This window comes from Vibrio coralliirubri (assembly GCF_024347375.1).
In the GTDB taxonomy this organism is placed as follows: Bacteria; Pseudomonadota; Gammaproteobacteria; order Enterobacterales; family Vibrionaceae; genus Vibrio; species Vibrio coralliirubri.
The window spans coordinates 1,829,395-1,845,876 of sequence record NZ_AP025471.1 but is presented as its reverse complement, the minus strand read 5'-3'; the positions used below and the strand labels follow the sequence as shown (position 1 = coordinate 1,845,876).

The window sequence follows — 16,482 nt, the reverse complement described above, 5'->3', positions numbered from 1 at the left end:
GCGAGTTGATTTGCAAATCTCAATAAAAAAACCCTGTGTTTCTAATGTATTAAGTTAGAAACACAGGGCTTTTTCGTACAACGCTTGTCTCTACGTTTACTCCCAATACGGCGGGTTGCCATAATACTCAGAGAAGTAGTCAATGAAGGCTCTCACCTTTGGCGCAAGTAACCTTGTGCTTGGGTACACAGCCCAAATCGCAGGCTCTGAGGTTAATGGGTAATCTTCTAATATTTGAATCAGTTGACCACTTTTCAGTTGCTCATACGCACACCAATTCGACGTCACCGTGATACCCATTCCACCAGAAGCTGCGTCACGCAGTGCTTCTCCGTTATCTGCCCTGAACGACCCAGATGCCTTTATCGTCTTAGGCCCACTTTCAGTATTGAAGGTCCAGTTTTCTAAACCAATTAGGCTAATACACTGATGATCGTTAAGATCTTGAGGTGTGGCTGGCTTACCGTATTTGATTAAGTAATCAGGCGATGCACACACAATGCGTTTGTCTGTCGCAAGTTTTCGGGCAATCAGTGTCGAGTCTTTCAGCTCTGAGATACGAATTGCGATATCAAAGCCACCCTCAACAACATCCACCATCGAATCTGATAGCCTGAGATCGACTTTTAACCCAGGGTAGCGCTCTAAGAATCCAGGTAAAGCAGGAACAAGATGCAAACGCCCAAAAGACGCAGATGCGGTAACTCGCAGCGTTCCGGTTGGAGAGTCACAGCCCACACCAACCGCCGATTTGGCAGCATCGACACTCGATAACACCTCTTCAGCATGAGGTAAGAATGCTTCCCCCTCTTCGGTTAAAGAGACCTTGCGAGTGGTTCTATGCACCAAGCGAACGCCTAAATTGTCTTCCAGTTTACTGATGTGCGAGCTTGCAACAGCAGGAGACAAACCAAGCTCTTGCCCAGCCATGCTGATGTTATGCGTGGAAGCTAAACGAACAAACAATTTGAGGTGTTCAATATTCATGAGATTACCAATAAAATCTTAAAAATCGTGTACCAGTAACCCTCATTATGCGTCATTCACATAACAATACAACGTATTAACTCAGTTGAATTGTGATGATGTTATTGAGCCAAAACGAAAAAAACTCCCGAAGGAGTTTTTTTGTCTAAGTCTGCAATTCGCCATTTAGCTAATCAACAAAACTACCCGCTCACTAGCCAGTTAAACGTGCATGCAGTGCATCTTTCAGTACAGAACGATCATGTTTCAGTTGGTGCATCGAGCCATCATCAATGGGTGAATCTTTCAGCTCAAGCTTACGAATCTCTTTATCAAGGTTGTCGTACGTCTTCATGTCTGCTGCAAAGCCATCGTCAGTTTTAACAAGCTCAGCAATTTTATCTTTCATTTCAGGAAATTCGTGAACAAGAGAATGATTTTCACCTAGCATAGAAACCTCTTAAGTTGAGTAAAGTGATTGGTATTACGCATTCATTATTAACCTTAGCAAGGGAGTCAAATAACAAATGAGATCCAGTACACAGCATAGAATATAGACAATTCAGATTCACAAATTTACAACATCCACCAAGAAAATGGCTTTGCTGATTTTGAATTGTCTCAGTAACGGAAGTAGGTTTATGGCGATTATCCCGCCTCAAAAACAATACTTCTTTCGATTTTTACTTAGCCTGCAAATATCGTTTTTAAGTAAACGCTACCAAGCAAACGTCTGAATAACACTATCTTTAGCCATTGGGTTTGATGCTATCGCACGGTTCACCTTAGCCAAAAATTGCTCTCTTGAATCAAGTAGGAAACCTTTCTGAGTCACGATGTTATTGCCATGGTCACCCCAATAGAAAGTATCGATGTTTAGATTCTCAAGCAGATACTTTTCTTCTTCTAAGATCTGAAGTTGCGTCGGCATAACGAACTTACCGTCTTTTACTTCTTGTTCCATCACGGTGCCAGGCTGAATCGCTAACGCCATTGGCGCTATCTGCTCAGGCTTCATGATATTCAGTAATCTTGTGGTCTCGACAATATGTTCACGTGATCGATCACGACCGCCAAGGCCGAAGATAAACGAAAGTAAGGTTTCAATGCCTGCTTCTTTGGCTAATGCCATGCCTTCGATCGCTTGTTCTGGTGTCAGGCGCTTTTTGATGTTCTCGAGTACAACCGCATCGCCCGACTCCAACCCCGCATAAGCCATAGTGAGACCAGCACTTTTAAGCTCTTTAAGTTCGCTCAAGCTTTTACGACGGAAATCGTTCAAACCACTATAGAGCGATACTTTTCTGCTTTCTGGAAAGGTATGGCGAAGCTTATCCAAAATCTTAAGAAGGTAATCCGTGCGAGCCGCCATCACGTTGCCATCGATAAGGAAAATTGATTCAACATAAGGATAAATCAGGCGCGCTTCTTCGATATCTTTAAACACATCCTCAATATCACGAACCTTGAATCGTTTATCACTGAACATATTACAGAACGTACATGTGTTGATGCTGCAACCTAATGTGGTTTGAATCAGAATGCTCTTCGCCTCTGTCCATGGACGATATACTTTTCCCTCGTAATTCATATTGGTTTCTCCGGTCTATAAGCACGAGAGCGTGCTTGAATAAAACAGAGTTTATCAACACCAGTATTCATTGATAATTCGCAATATAGTCGAATCAGTTTTTAGATTTTGTATAAAATAAAAGCCTTGTGACAACACAAGGCTTTATAGGGGTAACTCTCTATTGGAGCAGCTGAAAAGGTGTTTCCACAAAAAGAGATTAGCTGCTGCACCCTTGAGTATGAACTCGATTCATGTCGTCACCGACTTGTGCTTCTTGAGACCCCGTCGATTGGCATCCTGCCACGAATAACAGCGTTACAGATAAAATAAGCCATTTCATAATAAATCCTCTTTTGGTCATGACTAAAGCATAGTGCTTAAAAGCGCGGATACCTCAGCCATTAACTAAAGCCTTACCTGCCGATAAAGCCTTGGTTAATGAACAAGGCATCGCTTCATTAATTAACGACCCGCTTTTGTACAAAAAACTTTCACTCAACTGAATAAAAATCGCACAAAAACTAAAAGAGGACTGCTATGGTTCTAAGAACAAGAGCTAGAAGTTAGTCACTCGTCGCCAAACGTACTGCCGCTTCTGCATGAATGGCTGTGGTATCAAACAGGGGAACATCAGTGTGTTGTTGCTGAATCAGCAGGGCGATTTCAGTGCACCCCAGAATAACGGCTTCTGCACCTTGTTGGCCTAGCTTCTCAATGATTTGACGGTATACATCTCGAGAGGCTTCTTTTACTTGGCCTCGACACAACTCTTGGTAAATGATGTTGTGCACTTTCTCTCGGTCATCCTCATCCGGGATTACAACATCGATACCGAATTTGTTAGTCAGACGGCCTTTATAAAAATCTTGTTCCATCGTGAAAGCAGTACCGATCAATCCGACTTTCTTCACTCCTTGTTCCAGCAGCTTCTGCGCCGTGGTATCAGCGATGTGCAAGATAGGAATCATGATCTTCTCTTCGATCTCAGGAACGACCTTATGCATGGTATTGGTACAAATCAGAATGAAATCAGCCCCGCCCTTCTCTACCGATAAAGCCGCGTCCGATAAGATATCAGCCGTCTCAGCCCAACGACCTTGATGTTGAAGCTTTTCTATCTCATCGAAGTTCACGCTGTACATACAAACCTTCGCAGAATTGAGCCCGCCGAGTGTGGCTTTAACGCCCTCGTTGATGGACTTGTAGTAACTCACTGTCGACTCCCAACTCATACCGCCGAGCAAACCGATCGTTTTCATTTTTCTATTCCTTTAATTTCTGACTATCCCGATTAAACCGTCATGCATTGAAAATTTATAGTACGTTCTTGCTTAAAGCGAGCCCATAACACCTTATTCCTTTCAAACGATTGCTTTCAAACCGTTCATTCCCAAAACCTCCGCTCACAAAAAAGGCTCGAATTAAAAATCCAAGCCTTTGTGATTTTGACTAAGGGTAAACGTGGCGTTAGTACACCTCACACCAATCTGATTTCATGTCGATCAGTGTCCAATCCTCTCTGGAATTCGCCTCATCTAAAGCTTTATCAAGCTTGCCAACATGAGACTTACGATCGTACTGCCACTCGCGCTCAGCATCAGTGTGATGAACAATCATCGCCATAGAGTTGGGTTGGCTCGTTGCCCATTGCATCATGGCTTGATCACCGTCTGAGTTACCGACCGCTAAAATCGGCTTCTTACCGATAATATGCTGAATGTTGGTGACCTTTCCGGCTTTATCATCAATGGTCAAAATGGACGAATCTTTGGTCACCGTTGGTTTGCCATCGTTGTAGCTGTAATTGTATTTAAGAGCACTACCGATGATTTGCTCTGTAGGAATGTTGTAAGCTTGTGGAGCCCACGCCCTCATGAAGTCAACGCCTCCGCCCGACACAATGTAAGTCTTAAAGTCATGCTCTTGAAGGTAAGTCAGCATCTCTTTCATTGGCTGATAAGTAAGGTCTGTGTAGGCTTTGTTGAAGCGTTTATCTTTTGCTACCGTCAACCATTGCTCAACGTCTTGCTGGTATTGTTCAACTGTCATACCAGAATGTGTCGCCATGATGATTTTCAATAACCCTTCTTCACCGCTACCCAGAACGCTCTCAATATCATCTTCAAGCACAAACTTAAACGGTGCTTCTGTTTTCCACTCAGGATGTTCTGGAGCCATCTCTTTTACTCGGTCCAACGCAAAAGCCAATTGGAAGTAATAAGGCTTTTCCGACCAAAGCGTACCGTCGTTATCGAACACGGCAATACGATCTTCAATCGCCACGAACGCATCAGACTCTGCTTTGGTGGCTTGCCCAACAAAGTCGACGATAGCGGATTTACTCTCACTGTCTTTCCAAGAAGGCAGCAAATTGGGATCACAATCTTTAGCAAAAGATGAGAAAGAAAGGCTAGATAAAATCGTAACGGACAAAAGGGTTATTTTCTTCATAGCAACTACCATGTTGTTGAATTAATTGTAGGGTTTAATTCAATTCATCCTAGTTGGTCTACTCTGATTTTCCACTTATGGACACTATAACTAATACTCATGTTGGTATTCGATCAGTGCCACAACAAAGACTGGCTGGGGTGCCCTACGACGTATTTATCGAGAATTTAAAAAGAGACAAACAAAAAGCAGAACTTCAATTTCTCAAAGTTCTGCTTCAACAATCCATGACTGCTTACGCTCTGCGTTTTTTGAAAGCGTGCCAGCCGGCGCTGAGAATTGTTTTTACCACCACACCTAATGCGCTTAATTTAGGGTCGGCATTCTTGCCAGAGGCAATGCGCCACATCTGATGTTCATACCAAACCAGCCCGACCATTGCTACCTTATCTAATACAGGTTTTCCTGTGGTTGGCACGGTTAGCGGCATGCCGTGGCTAGGGTTTTCGATTAACTTGTTAGGGAAGTCCGGATCAACCGCCATTGTGCGTGCAATACCAATAAAATCGGTAGCCGAGGTGTTTAATGCTTCATTCATTGCTTGCGCGGTTCGGAAACCACCCGTGACCACCAGCGGTGTGCTGACGAGTTTTCTCGCCTTCACCATGTAATCCATAAAATACGCTTCACGCTTTACCGTGCTGGCCTTGATTGATTCAGCCTTATTCTTTGAACCCATCATTGATGGACTTTCATAGGTGCCGCCAGAGATCTCAATCAAGTCGATACCGTTATCACTCAATGTTTGTACAACCTGCATCGACTCTTCTTCAGTGAAGCCACCTTTCATGAAGTCGGCGCTGTTGAGCTTAATCCCGACGGGGAAATCGTCACCGACCTCTTTTCGAATCGCACGATAAACCTCAAGCACAAAACGAAGTCTGTTTTCGAGTGAGCCACCCCATTTGTCTTGGCGTTGATTGTGTCTCGAAGACAAAAACTGACTGACAAGATAACCATGAGCACCGTGGATCTGCACACCAGTAAAACCCGCTTGTTTTGATAGCTTTGCACTCAGCGCAAATTTATCAATGATTGCGATTATTTCCGTCTCAGTCAGAGCTCGTGGCGTATTGAAGCCTTTCTCTAATCCACGCTCTAAAGAGATAGCCGAAGGAGCAACCGGGCTATCACATAAGAATTTAGGGATTTGCTTTCCTGGGTGGTTCAATTGCATCCATATCTGCGAACCATTTTGTGTTCCAGCCTTCGCCCACTCACGAAATACGCTTAAGTCACTGTGTTCATCCAACACAACGTTTTTAGGTTCACCAAGCGCACCTCTATCGACCATCACGTTACCCGTCATGGATAGGCCAATTCCTCCTTGAGCCCAACGCTGGTAAAGCGTGACCAAACCTTGCTTAGGGTTATGGTGTTTATCACCTAGCTGTTCACTCATTGCCGATTTGAACAGGCGATTTTTGATCACTTGGCCATTAGGAAGAGAAAAAGGGTCGTTGAGGCAGATTGGATTCATGCGCGTGGTTACTTTCTTTGGTCTATATATTGCGTCCAGTATGCCCTATTTTATCCGACAGTTCTGAGCATTTAACGCCTATTTCAAAGCAAGTTTCGCTCAATAAAAAATGCCAGCGGCATAGCAGCTGGCATTAATCGATTATAAACAAAACCTTAAACAGACAATTTAAGTCATCACTTTATCGTGGATTTTTTGACCTTGGTAAATGGTGTCGATTTCCATTTATCTGTTCTTACCTCTTCACCGGGCGTGTACATACGTAACACTGAATACCATTGATGATCGGGGATAGGTAAGAAGTTAGGATCATCTTCATGTCCTTTTACATCGCTACTCATGTAAATGGTGTAGCTGCCATCAGCATTAGGCGTTAGCGTTCTGTCTCCACGGGAGTGACGGTTTAAGCCATTTTTCTCCATCAATCGGGTTTCACCACTGTAGGCCGTGTATGACCAAAAACCACCCTCTTCTAGCGGTGGCGCATCGAAGGTCACCGTGTAGTCATACTTACTACCATCGAGCGCAGCACCTTCGCTATCAAAGAAGTCACCGCTATACATAGTGTGCTTTGCAGGCAACCCCCATTGGCCCATTAAGGTGCCGTAGGCGTGTTGAAAGCTTGGAACCTTGGTCATTTCATCGCGAGAGCCCAATACGTCTCATGAATCATCAAAGCCCGCATTAATAATTTGTTCCAGTCCGTCTTTTTGACCGGACTCGATCATACTAAGCTGCTCTTTCGTAAATGGATGATTGGTTTTGCCTAATTCAACATCTCCTAAGCCAATGTACTCGAACAGTTCAAGCAGCTTTTGGTCATGCGCCTTCATTGTTCCTTCAGACAAAATGAAATTGGTTCGCTGGACCCAATTAGAGTCTTCAGGGGCTGGATACTCGCGCTCAACAGGATCTGGCCCTTTCTGACCTAAGTATTCCGACAATGTCCTAATATTCCATTGATCCATTAACTTTTGAGCAGTTGCAGAATCGTCACCACCAAGGTCCATAATTCGACCCATCATCTTGACCAGCGGATGCTCGACATAGATCGACTTGGTCGACACTCGCAGGCACTTCACCTTTCCACCCTTCAACTGCATACATGAAGCTGCCGCCTTTTGTGCCTCGCTGTGGAGAGCCAAAAGCCGAGTCAGTAAAGTGCTGCATATTCATGGTATGGAACAACCAGTATCGATTTTCATCATGGTCTGGAATCGTAATGATGACCGGCTCTGCCGCTAGGTCCATCCAACCCATCAAGTGTAACGTGTCATTGTTAATCGTCGGATGCGCAGTGTAAGTGTCGTCAGCAAGTATTCGAATATTTTGGAATCGATTCAAAGGGTAGTCTTGCTCAACGACGGTTTTGTAAAAGTATTTGTAGGCTTCATCTATCGAGTACGCGTATTCGTAGGCAAGTTGTGCCAATAACTGATTATCCTTTTTGAGCGACGCTAAACTCGCCATCTCAACGGGGAGAGTTTCCGTTTTTATCCCCATTGCTGTTTTTGTTGCCACAGCTGCGCTGGTCGCGTCCACGGATTGGCTCGCGAGTACCGGAGATGGAAGTGCAACCATGAAAGCACAAGCCAGTGCTGCCGCAAGAATGTTTTTTTTCATCATTTAATGTCCTAACTAGAAGCGAGTACGGAAGGTGATCCAAGTGTTGTTGTCAGTATCACCACTAAAGATGATGATGTTGTCACTATCGACCTTGTAGCCCAGCTGCATTTCAGCAGAGAAATCTCGTGTGTTCTCCCCGTCCAATCCGTAGGTGTATTGAGGGGCGAGTTGAAGATAAAATTGGTCAGCAAAATCGTACTTTAAGTAGTTAATACTGCTGATGATCTGAGTGTCTTGAAATTGGTTATTCTCTTCCCACATCCTTCCATACGTTATGGCGCTGTAGAGTTTAAATTTGTCGCTTAACTCGAATGCTTGCATCACACCAATAGAGGCGTAGTTCGATGTTAGATCGTCGTTGGAGAAGTCGTGTCCAGCATCAACAAATAAGCCGGTGCCCGTTTTCTTATTGGGAGTGAAGAATCGTGCTCGATAGTTTTCAAAGTTATTTTTGCCTTCCAGCTTACCCAACACACCCCAATCGCCACGATTCACGCCAAACTGGAAGGTAGCGCCAAGCCCTTTATTGCCCGCAATAAGTTCACCTCCCGTATAAACGGCCATTGGGTCAGCCATATCACTGGCAGGCTCTTCTTGAGCGGAGATGGAAAATGCAAAGGGGATAAGCGCAAAGATAGAGAGTGTTAAAGTGGAAAAAGTGCCCGTGAGCAGACGTAACGGTTTCTTCATATTGTTGTCCGGTAGTAAGGTGCGCTTGTTACAGCACACCTTGCATTAGTCGTATTTGGCGCTAGTCAGCAACCACTGATTTGTCTGCCATACCAATACCACCGGCTTTCTGTCTTGGTGGAAACGCTTTGAGTGACTTCTGATATTCCGCCGCTGATTTTTGCAGCTTTGGTAATACCCAAGACTTCTCTTTCATCCATAAGAACCAACCACGAGTATCAGGGCTACGCTCATAAGGATCAGCCTTGATGTTAACAAGCATCCCTAGTGGCCACTCTTCAGGAGGCGCAATCCACTCCGTTTTGGTTTTTAGGTGCACTTTCCAATCATCAACTCGGAACGCATTCAAATCTTGCTCGTTGTAGAAGAAGAACTCATGACGTTGACTCGGCTCGCCTTTGGTCAACATATCCAGCTGGTTATAACCATCCAAATGGACCTGATAACGCTCGCCGTTTAGCTCTTTTCCATCAAGCAGTTCTTGCTTAATGTCGCCTTCACCCACTGCAGCCATAATGGTTGGCACCCAGTCTTCAGAAGTCATGAAGCCATCGGTGTATTCACCTTGAGGGATTTTATCTGGCCAGCTGACCAGCATAGGCACACGGAAACCGCCATCCCATGTCGTGCCTTTTTGTCCTCTGAATGATGCGGAGCCGGAATCAGGCCAGTGATCTAGGTTTACGCCATTGTCAGAGGTGAAGAGAATGATGGTGTTGTCAATTTCACCTAAATCTTCAAGCTTGTCGAGCAGCACACCGATCTGGTCATCCAGTTCGATCAAGCCATCGTAGTAGGTGTTGATTTGGCTCGCGCCTTGATATTCCGGACGTACGTGCGTTTTTTGGTGCATACGAGTTGGGTTGTACCACATGAAGTAAGGTTGTTCGTCTTTCTCCGCTTCATGTCTATCAAGCCAATTTGTAGCAAACTCCAAAAATTCGCCATCGACGGTTTGCATGCGTTTAGCGCCTAAAGGACCTTTATCTTCAATCGTTTGCTTTCCAACCACACCAAATCTTGGGCCTTCTTGCATGTCCACACTCTCGGTAGCGACAGTGTGAAGAACATTACGAGGGCGACCTCTGAAGTTAGGGTCTGTTGGGAATTCCGGCTGTTCAGGCATCTCCATAACATTGAGGTGGTAAAGGAAACCGAAGAATTCATCAAAGCCGTGCACCGTTGGCAGGTGGCTATTGTTATCGCCTAGGTGACTTTTACCGACATGCACGGTCGCATAGCCTTTGTCTTTCAACATTTCGGCTAAGGTTGGATCTTCTTTTTGAAGGCCAAGTGAAGAGCCCGGCTGACCGACAGACGTTAAGCCTGTTCGGAAAGGATATTGACCCGTGATAAAGGCAGAGCGCCCCGCGGTAGAGCTGCCTTGTGCGTAGTAATCGCTGACCATCATGCCGCGTTCGGCAATTCTATCAATGTTCGGCGTATCCACCGCGCCTAAGCCGCGGTGGTAGGCAGACAGATCCGTTGGGCTAACATCATCGAGCATGATGGCAACCACATTGGGTTGGCTCGCTGCATGTACGTTGACGCTCGCCAGTACCGAAAGCGCCAGAGCGGATTTAACAAAAGACTTATACATTTATAACCCTCATTCACTATGAGTAAATCGCTGAAGTCACAACGAAAATTGTGCATGTCTCAGCGAACCATTGTTGAGATAAATGGTATAAGAAAGAGGCCCAAAATGGCTTGATAGCCACTATTACGATTCTTAATAGTGGCTGTTAGAAAGGGGAGTTATTTAAAGGGAATAGTAGCGTGACACTAGGATTGAATAATCGACGTAATTTCTTTTTGAAGCCAATCCGTGAACGGGTTATTGCGGTTTGCTTGATGAGTAAACAGTGCCAATTCTCGACGATAGGTGTCTTTCAACAGTTCCGGCGGTAAGTCGATACAACGATAAGAGTGATCAAGCAAATAGCGGCATTTCGACGATGTTACATAGATGAAGTCGCTGTCTTTAACGACTTCTAGCATCAAATTCATATTGTTGCTTCTGAGCCCGATGTGTTTATCTAAGTCGTATTTTTTGATCAACATTTCCGTCTTGGACGGCTGAATGTAACCAGGGATCATATTGATACAGAGTGGGTATTTCAGAATGTCCTCAAGGGAATTACCTTGAATTGGGTGGTCAGCTCTTAGCACCAACATGAACTTATCAAAGCCAACTGGGCGTTCAGTCAGGGTTTTATTGACGTCCATAGGAAGATAGCTCACTCCCCAACACATTCGGTTGGTCTCTAGGGACTGGACGCCGTTATCTAACCAAGGTGAGCATTGAAACGTCACTTGCGGCGCTTCTTTGGTCAGCTTTTTGATTAGTGGCACACCCACTGGGATCAACAGCGGGGAAGGCAACATGATTTGAACCTCCCCTCTTAAATCTTCCAACCCCCACTCATCATTGGGTATGTAAAGGTTATCTAACTGTTCTAATAGCAGAGGCAAGGTTTCGATAAGCTTTAAGCATTTTGGGGTGGGTTCAAGCCTTGCTTTATCTCGAACAAACAACTCATCATCAAATTGTTCTCTGAGCTTACGAAGCATGACACTGATCGTCGGCTGACTTACGTTCAAGGCTTAATGAGACTCACCGTTTGACGAGTCTCATTAAGCACCAAAATGAGCCGCAGTAAGTTTAGGTCTTTGGTCATGCCCTACTCCAAATGATTTAGAAAAGTGGAAAGTACGCTGGCGAATACCCTTTTTTCATCGCTTCTACCATAGGCAATAATTTGGGTAATGCGTGACGAAAAAACATCTCATACCCTTGGCATAAATGATTCATCGGACTGCCATCTTCGGTTGTTGCTATTCTGTTTTTAGGACAACCACCTTGGCAGAGTTCAACAAAATCGCAACGTCGACAAGTGCTGTTTAACTCATCATATTTGTTGGTGCCAAACGCGATTTGTTCTGGTGAGCTCGCCATAGTTGCAAGCTTATCACTGTTCATGGTGCCCAATTGATGATCTTGATACCCATAATGGTCACAACTGTAAACATTGCCGTCATGCTCAACCATTAATTGCTGTCCACAAGTCGCGCTGTGATGACACATTTGGCTTTGGTAACCCATCAACACCATTAAACAGTTTTCAAAAAACTGGATATACACTTTACCGACATCATTGGCGCTCCATGCATCAAACAAGTCACAAAGAAATTGCCCCCATTGCTCACCGGTTAACGACCAATCATGCCCTGTTCGTCTGTCTAACTCATGATCGATACAAGGCTGAAACTGCATGTAACCACTGCCATTTTCAACCAAAAACTGATAGATCGTTTTACCGTGTTTGTAGGTTTTATTGTTCACGACCGTTAACGTATTAAAATCAACATTGTGCTTCTTTAGGTAAGACATCCCACGCATTGTGCGTTCAAAAGACGACTCGCCATTTTTGTCGATCCGAGCGATGTCATTCAGAATATTGGGCCCGTCGATACTGATGCCCATCATGAAATTGTGTTTAGCAAAGAAACTCGCCCAGCGATCGTTAATCATGGTTCCATTAGTCTGCATCGTATTCACGACCAGCTTGGTTGTCGCTTTGTTTGCCTGCGCTTTCATCGCAGCTTCATAGAAATCGAGCCCTCTTAACATAGGCTCGCCACCATGCCAGATAAAGTCCACTTGCTGATCTTTCATTGGCTGCGCGTCGATATGAGCACCGACAATTTGCTCCATCATGTCCAAAGACATTGAAGACCTCTTATCGACATCTTGTCTATTGAGATAATAGCAGTAGCTACAATCCAGATTGCACTGAGCTCCTTCTGCTTTAATGAATAAGCTAAAAGGATAAGTAGATGTGTTCATATCGATTCCCGTACTTTTTTGCCAACATATCAACCGAAAATCAATCAAACAATAGCGCCTCAAGCACCCTATCTGCACACGTCGTAGAGTCGCTTCACCAACCTAAATCAATGTTAATTAAAACAATCACTTGAAAGGCAAAAAGCGACTATTAACATCCTTAATATCGGCTATTACACTCCTTAATCTCACTTGCTCATATGATAAATGCCTAATTCTGTTCCTACGATCTAAGGTGTTCCATGAGAAAGCTCCTCTATAAGAAAAGTGTACTGACCAGTTTAGTGTGTTCTTTGTCCAGTATTATCGCGATGCCATCCCTTGCCCAACAATCTATTAATCCTGAAGAAGAGCTCGCTTACAATCTCGGTGTTCAAGCATTTATTTATGGTACAGGCCCATTAACCGTGGCGGCGGTTAGGCAAACGACCACATCTGTTGATGCACCGATGGACAACGCCATGGCACCATTGAATGAGATGGGTAAAACACGCGTTCTATCCGGACCTCAGGATAGAATTGTACCTACCGTCAACAACGATACGCTCTATTCACAAGCTCACTACGATCTGGATTTGTCAGGTCCAATGGTGATTGATATTCCTCGCACCGATAACCGCTATTACATTGTTCAGTTATTGGATGCTTACTCAGATTCAATTGAAGATCTGCACGTGAAGAATGTCGGCGACCAAGGTTCAAAAGTGCTTTTGGTCAACAAAGGATGGGCTGGCGAAGTGCCAGAGGGGATTGATCGTGTCGTAGAGTCTCGCACTCCTATGGTTTGGTTAATTCAACGAACGGGCGTATTTGGCGAGCAAGATCTCAATGACGCATTGGTTACTCACGATAAATTCCTCAGCTACCCACTCGATCAACTCGGCGCAGAGCATGACATCGTAGAACTTAAAGCTTCGACAGGTCGCATCCCACCCATGGCGAGGCCTGAAGGGTTAGAGTGGTATTCATTGATTGACCGTGAGCTACGTAAAAACCCGATTCCAGAAGATGCAGCCATCGTTGATCAATTCCAACAAATTGGTATTGGAGGATCGACCCCCTTTAACCCTGAAGCGCTAACTTCAGCACAGAAAAAAGGGCTAATGCGCGCGATTGAGTCTTCACAACAGATCATTCAATACGCAGGTCGAAGCATCGGTGATGTCAATAATGGCTGGTCGATGATGTACGAGGGTGGCCGTTACGGAAATGATTACCTGAGCCGAGCGAGCATCAATATGCGTGCGGCTGGCTTGAATGTGCCAGAGCGAGCACTCTACCCAAATCGATACACGGACTCGAATGGTGAGCAGCTGTCGGGAGACAATCAATATCGAATGACCATGCCTGCCGATGCACCCGCTGACGCCTTTTGGTCTTTGACCATGTACGACGCTAAAAACCTGTTCATGGTTGAGAACTTCATTCAACGTTACTCCATCTCAACCAATCGTAAAGATGAGCTGAAATACGCAGAAGACGGCACCTTGCCAATATGCATTCAATACGTAAAACCGTCTGATCCAACGTGTAACTGGCTACCAGCACCTCAAGATGACTTCTATCTTCACATGCGCCTGTATGAGCCAACTCAAGCTGTTCTCGACAATGAATACCCACTGCCACAAGTTGAAAAACTCTAGCCCCAATTAGGTCAATTAAGTAGATCAAGTCAATTGCCGCGGCGTTCTTAATATTCGCTCGTGGCAATTCGCTCTATCCCTAAATACATGACTCAAACTGCTAGCAACATAACTCATACACTGAAAATGAGGTTCTATTCTTGAAAACACCTTTCATCACACTGTCTCTGTTAGTAACAGGGATAGTCGGCTCTCTTGCTCATGCGGGAGGGTTAAATCTATCTCAGATTGCGACAACCAAAAGCGTTGGCACAGCAGGCGCAGGAAACGTAACCGCGAACGATGCATCCGCAGTGATCACCAACGCTGCGGGGTTATCGGCCATTGAAGAAAGCGCTTGGATTCTCGGCGTTCAATACCTCGATGTTGAAACCACTTTTGTCCGTGACGATAACTCGGCGTCGACCACAGGAAGCAGCGCCGATATTCTCCCTCACCTGTCTTACGCATCAAGGTTAAATGACCAATGGGTCGTCGGCGCAGCATTGCACGCAGCTGGCGGCACTGGCGTTGAATACTCACACGGCGTTGGCGCTCACCCTGCTTTATTAATCAAAGAAAATAGCATTTCGGCACTCAACTTAACGTCGTCATTGTCATATCAGGTCAATGAACAACTGTCTCTTGGTAGTTCTTTGATATTGCAGCACGCTGCGCTTGAAACCCAAGCTTTGAATGGTCGGGAACTTCAAGGGGATAGCCTTGATCTAGGGTTCGGCCTGAGTCTCAATCACCACATCAGTGACAACACACAATTGGGTGTCAGTTATCAGGGCCAATTTGATCACGACCTTTCCCTTGATACCGCCAACGCTTTTGGAATTAGCTCTGAACTGACGTGGGTTCGAAGCTTAAACTTAGGGTTGAAGCATTCATTAAATGAAGACTTAAACCTTCTACTCAGCTCCAACATGGAGACATGGCAAGATTATGATGACAAATACTCAACCACCTACTCTCTTGGGGTTGGTGTGGAATACGCATATGAGGATTGGTTGCTGTACAGCGGAGTGAGCGGTGACACGAGCCCAGTAAGCAGTCAAAACAGAGATGTGTTACTTCCACTCGATAAACAGTGGCGTATCGGGTTCGGCGCTGAGAAGAAGATATCCAATGACTTACATCTAGGATTGAGCTACCAATACCAAGATTTAGGCCATGGTGAAATTAATGCTGACTCTGGACTATTTCAGCCTTCTGGCAGCTATTCAACCAACAGAGTTCACTTCATCACTTTGTCTCTCCGCCATTAAAGCGAACTCTTAAGCGTTATTCGCTTCTAGCAAGAAACCGTACAAAAAAGGATTGGCTGTGACAGCAATCCTTTTAAATTCATGAATATCATTCCGCCAACCAGAAAGGCTCAAACACCCTTTACGCTCATGGTAATTGTCGTTATTGTGATTCTCTACGCCATCATCACAAGGACTGTCTGAGAGTTATGAACAGCACGATTGAAACTATTCTGGGGCACCGCTCCATTCGTCAATATACAAATCAACCGATTGAAAAAGCACAACTTGATGTGATTATTCAGGCTGGTCTCGCGGCTTCATCATCGAGCTTACTGCAGGCTGTTTCTATCGTGAGAGTGACAGACAAAGAGAAGCGCAAGTTGCTAGCTGAATACGCAGGCAATCAAGCTTACGTTGAGAATGCGGCTGAGTTTTTAGTGTTCTGTATCGACTATCAACGCCACGCGCAAATCAACCCTGAAGTGAAAACCGACTTTACTGAACTGACCCTGATTGGCGCGGTAGATTCTGGCATCATGGCGCAAAACTGCATGCTGGCTGCTGAGTCTCTGGGTTTGGGTGGCGTGTATATTGGTGGGCTGCGTAACAGCGCACAACAAGTCGATGAACTGTTAGAACTACCACAACACACCGCCGTATTGTTCGGAATGTGTTTAGGTCACCCGGCACAGCAACCAGAAGTTAAGCCTCGCCTTCCAGCTCACGTAGTCATGCACGAAAATCAATACCAATCGCTGAGCCTAGATGAAATTGCCAGCTACGATGATTCGATGCAAAGCTACTACGCAAGCCGTTCAAGCAACCAAAAGCAGAGCAGTTGGTCACAACAGATCACGCAAAAGCTATCTGGCGAATCTCGCCCGCATATCCTGCCTTACTTGAACAGCAAGCAGCTGACCAAGCGTTAAGCCGTTAAGCCGTTAAGCCGTTAAGCCGTTAACAGCTTG

At 45.1% G+C, this 16,482-nt stretch carries 14 protein-coding genes and 1 pseudogene; 3 read left to right on the top strand and 12 right to left on the bottom strand.

The genetic code is table 11. The features are described 5' to 3' along the window. Nucleotides 1-96: 96 nt before the first annotated feature. The 12 genes and pseudogenes from OCV20_RS24980 to OCV20_RS24915 all read right to left on the bottom strand — a co-directional run bounded on the left by OCV20_RS24980 (nucleotide 97) and on the right by OCV20_RS24915 (nucleotide 12,636). On the bottom strand, nucleotides 97-987 hold the full coding sequence (locus OCV20_RS24980) for a LysR family transcriptional regulator (RefSeq protein WP_086774028.1): 891 nt from the start codon (nucleotides 985-987) through the stop codon (nucleotides 97-99). Nucleotides 988-1,180: 193 nt separating this feature from the next. Next, nucleotides 1,181-1,417 carry an HP1242/YdcH family protein gene (locus tag OCV20_RS24975; RefSeq protein WP_017067743.1) on the bottom strand — a complete coding sequence of 79 codons (237 nt, stop codon included), beginning with the start codon at nucleotides 1,415-1,417 and terminating at the stop codon, nucleotides 1,181-1,183. Between the two features lie 267 nt (nucleotides 1,418-1,684). Then, on the bottom strand, nucleotides 1,685-2,557 hold the full coding sequence (locus tag OCV20_RS24970; protein WP_086774029.1) for a radical SAM protein: 873 nt from the start codon (nucleotides 2,555-2,557) through the stop codon (nucleotides 1,685-1,687). A 199-nt stretch (nucleotides 2,558-2,756) separates the two neighbouring features. After that, entirely contained in the window at nucleotides 2,757-2,879 is a 123-nt protein-coding gene (locus OCV20_RS24965) for a hypothetical protein (protein WP_258182976.1), read from the bottom strand. 223 nt (nucleotides 2,880-3,102) lie between these two features. Continuing rightward, nucleotides 3,103-3,798, bottom strand: a complete 696-nt coding sequence (locus tag OCV20_RS24960; protein ID WP_086774030.1) for an aspartate/glutamate racemase family protein — start codon at nucleotides 3,796-3,798, stop codon at nucleotides 3,103-3,105. Between the two features lie 208 nt (nucleotides 3,799-4,006). Further along, nucleotides 4,007-4,990, bottom strand: a complete 984-nt coding sequence (locus tag OCV20_RS24955) for an HAD family hydrolase (protein WP_086774031.1) — start codon at nucleotides 4,988-4,990, stop codon at nucleotides 4,007-4,009. 235 nt (nucleotides 4,991-5,225) lie between these two features. Then, a complete protein-coding gene (locus tag OCV20_RS24950; RefSeq protein ID WP_086774032.1) occupies nucleotides 5,226-6,470 on the bottom strand; it encodes an NADH:flavin oxidoreductase/NADH oxidase family protein in 1,245 nt (414 codons plus the stop codon). A 176-nt stretch (nucleotides 6,471-6,646) separates the two neighbouring features. Beyond that, nucleotides 6,647-8,096 (bottom strand): annotated as a pseudogene (locus OCV20_RS25955) (DUF1254 domain-containing protein). Nucleotides 8,097-8,108: 12 nt separating this feature from the next. Then, complete coding sequence (locus tag OCV20_RS24930) at nucleotides 8,109-8,786, bottom strand: hypothetical protein (RefSeq protein WP_086774033.1); 678 nt, start codon at nucleotides 8,784-8,786, stop codon at nucleotides 8,109-8,111. A 61-nt stretch (nucleotides 8,787-8,847) separates the two neighbouring features. Next, complete coding sequence (locus OCV20_RS24925) at nucleotides 8,848-10,386, bottom strand: sulfatase-like hydrolase/transferase (RefSeq protein WP_086774034.1); 1,539 nt, start codon at nucleotides 10,384-10,386, stop codon at nucleotides 8,848-8,850. Nucleotides 10,387-10,571: 185 nt separating this feature from the next. Continuing rightward, complete coding sequence (locus tag OCV20_RS24920) at nucleotides 10,572-11,360, bottom strand: LysR family transcriptional regulator (RefSeq protein WP_238382727.1); 789 nt, start codon at nucleotides 11,358-11,360, stop codon at nucleotides 10,572-10,574. A gap of 124 nt (nucleotides 11,361-11,484) precedes the next feature. Further along, a complete protein-coding gene (locus OCV20_RS24915; protein WP_086774035.1) occupies nucleotides 11,485-12,636 on the bottom strand; it encodes an anaerobic sulfatase maturase in 1,152 nt (383 codons plus the stop codon). Between the two features lie 242 nt (nucleotides 12,637-12,878). On the opposite strand from OCV20_RS24915, the gene OCV20_RS24910 reads away from it, so the two are divergent. The 3 genes from OCV20_RS24910 to nfsA all read left to right on the top strand — a co-directional run bounded on the left by OCV20_RS24910 (nucleotide 12,879) and on the right by nfsA (nucleotide 16,443). Then, a complete protein-coding gene (locus OCV20_RS24910) occupies nucleotides 12,879-14,279 on the top strand; it encodes a DUF1254 domain-containing protein (protein WP_050643429.1) in 1,401 nt (466 codons plus the stop codon). Between the two features lie 140 nt (nucleotides 14,280-14,419). Then, on the top strand, nucleotides 14,420-15,532 hold the full coding sequence (locus OCV20_RS24905) for an OmpP1/FadL family transporter (RefSeq protein ID WP_086774036.1): 1,113 nt from the start codon (nucleotides 14,420-14,422) through the stop codon (nucleotides 15,530-15,532). Nucleotides 15,533-15,720: 188 nt separating this feature from the next. Then, a complete protein-coding gene (gene nfsA / locus OCV20_RS24900) occupies nucleotides 15,721-16,443 on the top strand; it encodes an oxygen-insensitive NADPH nitroreductase (protein WP_086774037.1) in 723 nt (240 codons plus the stop codon). Nucleotides 16,444-16,482: the final 39 nt, after the last annotated feature.

What these genes read in the sequence shown, in the direction of transcription:
- OCV20_RS24910 (WP_050643429.1), top strand. Translation starts at nt 12,879, where the DNA reads ATGAGAAAGCTCCTCTATAAGAAAAGTGTACTGACCAGTTTAGTGTGT.
- OCV20_RS24965 (WP_258182976.1), bottom strand. Translation starts at nt 2,879, where the DNA reads ATGAAATGGCTTATTTTATCTGTAACGCTGTTATTCGTGGCAGGATGC.
- OCV20_RS24960 (WP_086774030.1), bottom strand. Translation starts at nt 3,798, where the DNA reads ATGAAAACGATCGGTTTGCTCGGCGGTATGAGTTGGGAGTCGACAGTG.
- OCV20_RS24980 (WP_086774028.1), bottom strand. Translation starts at nt 987, where the DNA reads ATGAATATTGAACACCTCAAATTGTTTGTTCGTTTAGCTTCCACGCAT.
- OCV20_RS24915 (WP_086774035.1), bottom strand. Translation starts at nt 12,636, where the DNA reads ATGAACACATCTACTTATCCTTTTAGCTTATTCATTAAAGCAGAAGGA.
- OCV20_RS24920 (WP_238382727.1), bottom strand. Translation starts at nt 11,360, where the DNA reads ATGCTTCGTAAGCTCAGAGAACAATTTGATGATGAGTTGTTTGTTCGA.
- OCV20_RS24970 (WP_086774029.1), bottom strand. Translation starts at nt 2,557, where the DNA reads ATGAATTACGAGGGAAAAGTATATCGTCCATGGACAGAGGCGAAGAGC.
- OCV20_RS24975 (WP_017067743.1), bottom strand. Translation starts at nt 1,417, where the DNA reads ATGCTAGGTGAAAATCATTCTCTTGTTCACGAATTTCCTGAAATGAAA.
- nfsA (WP_086774037.1), top strand. Translation starts at nt 15,721, where the DNA reads ATGAACAGCACGATTGAAACTATTCTGGGGCACCGCTCCATTCGTCAA.
- OCV20_RS24930 (WP_086774033.1), bottom strand. Translation starts at nt 8,786, where the DNA reads ATGAAGAAACCGTTACGTCTGCTCACGGGCACTTTTTCCACTTTAACA.
- OCV20_RS24925 (WP_086774034.1), bottom strand. Translation starts at nt 10,386, where the DNA reads ATGTATAAGTCTTTTGTTAAATCCGCTCTGGCGCTTTCGGTACTGGCG.
- OCV20_RS24950 (WP_086774032.1), bottom strand. Translation starts at nt 6,470, where the DNA reads ATGAATCCAATCTGCCTCAACGACCCTTTTTCTCTTCCTAATGGCCAA.
- OCV20_RS24955 (WP_086774031.1), bottom strand. Translation starts at nt 4,990, where the DNA reads ATGAAGAAAATAACCCTTTTGTCCGTTACGATTTTATCTAGCCTTTCT.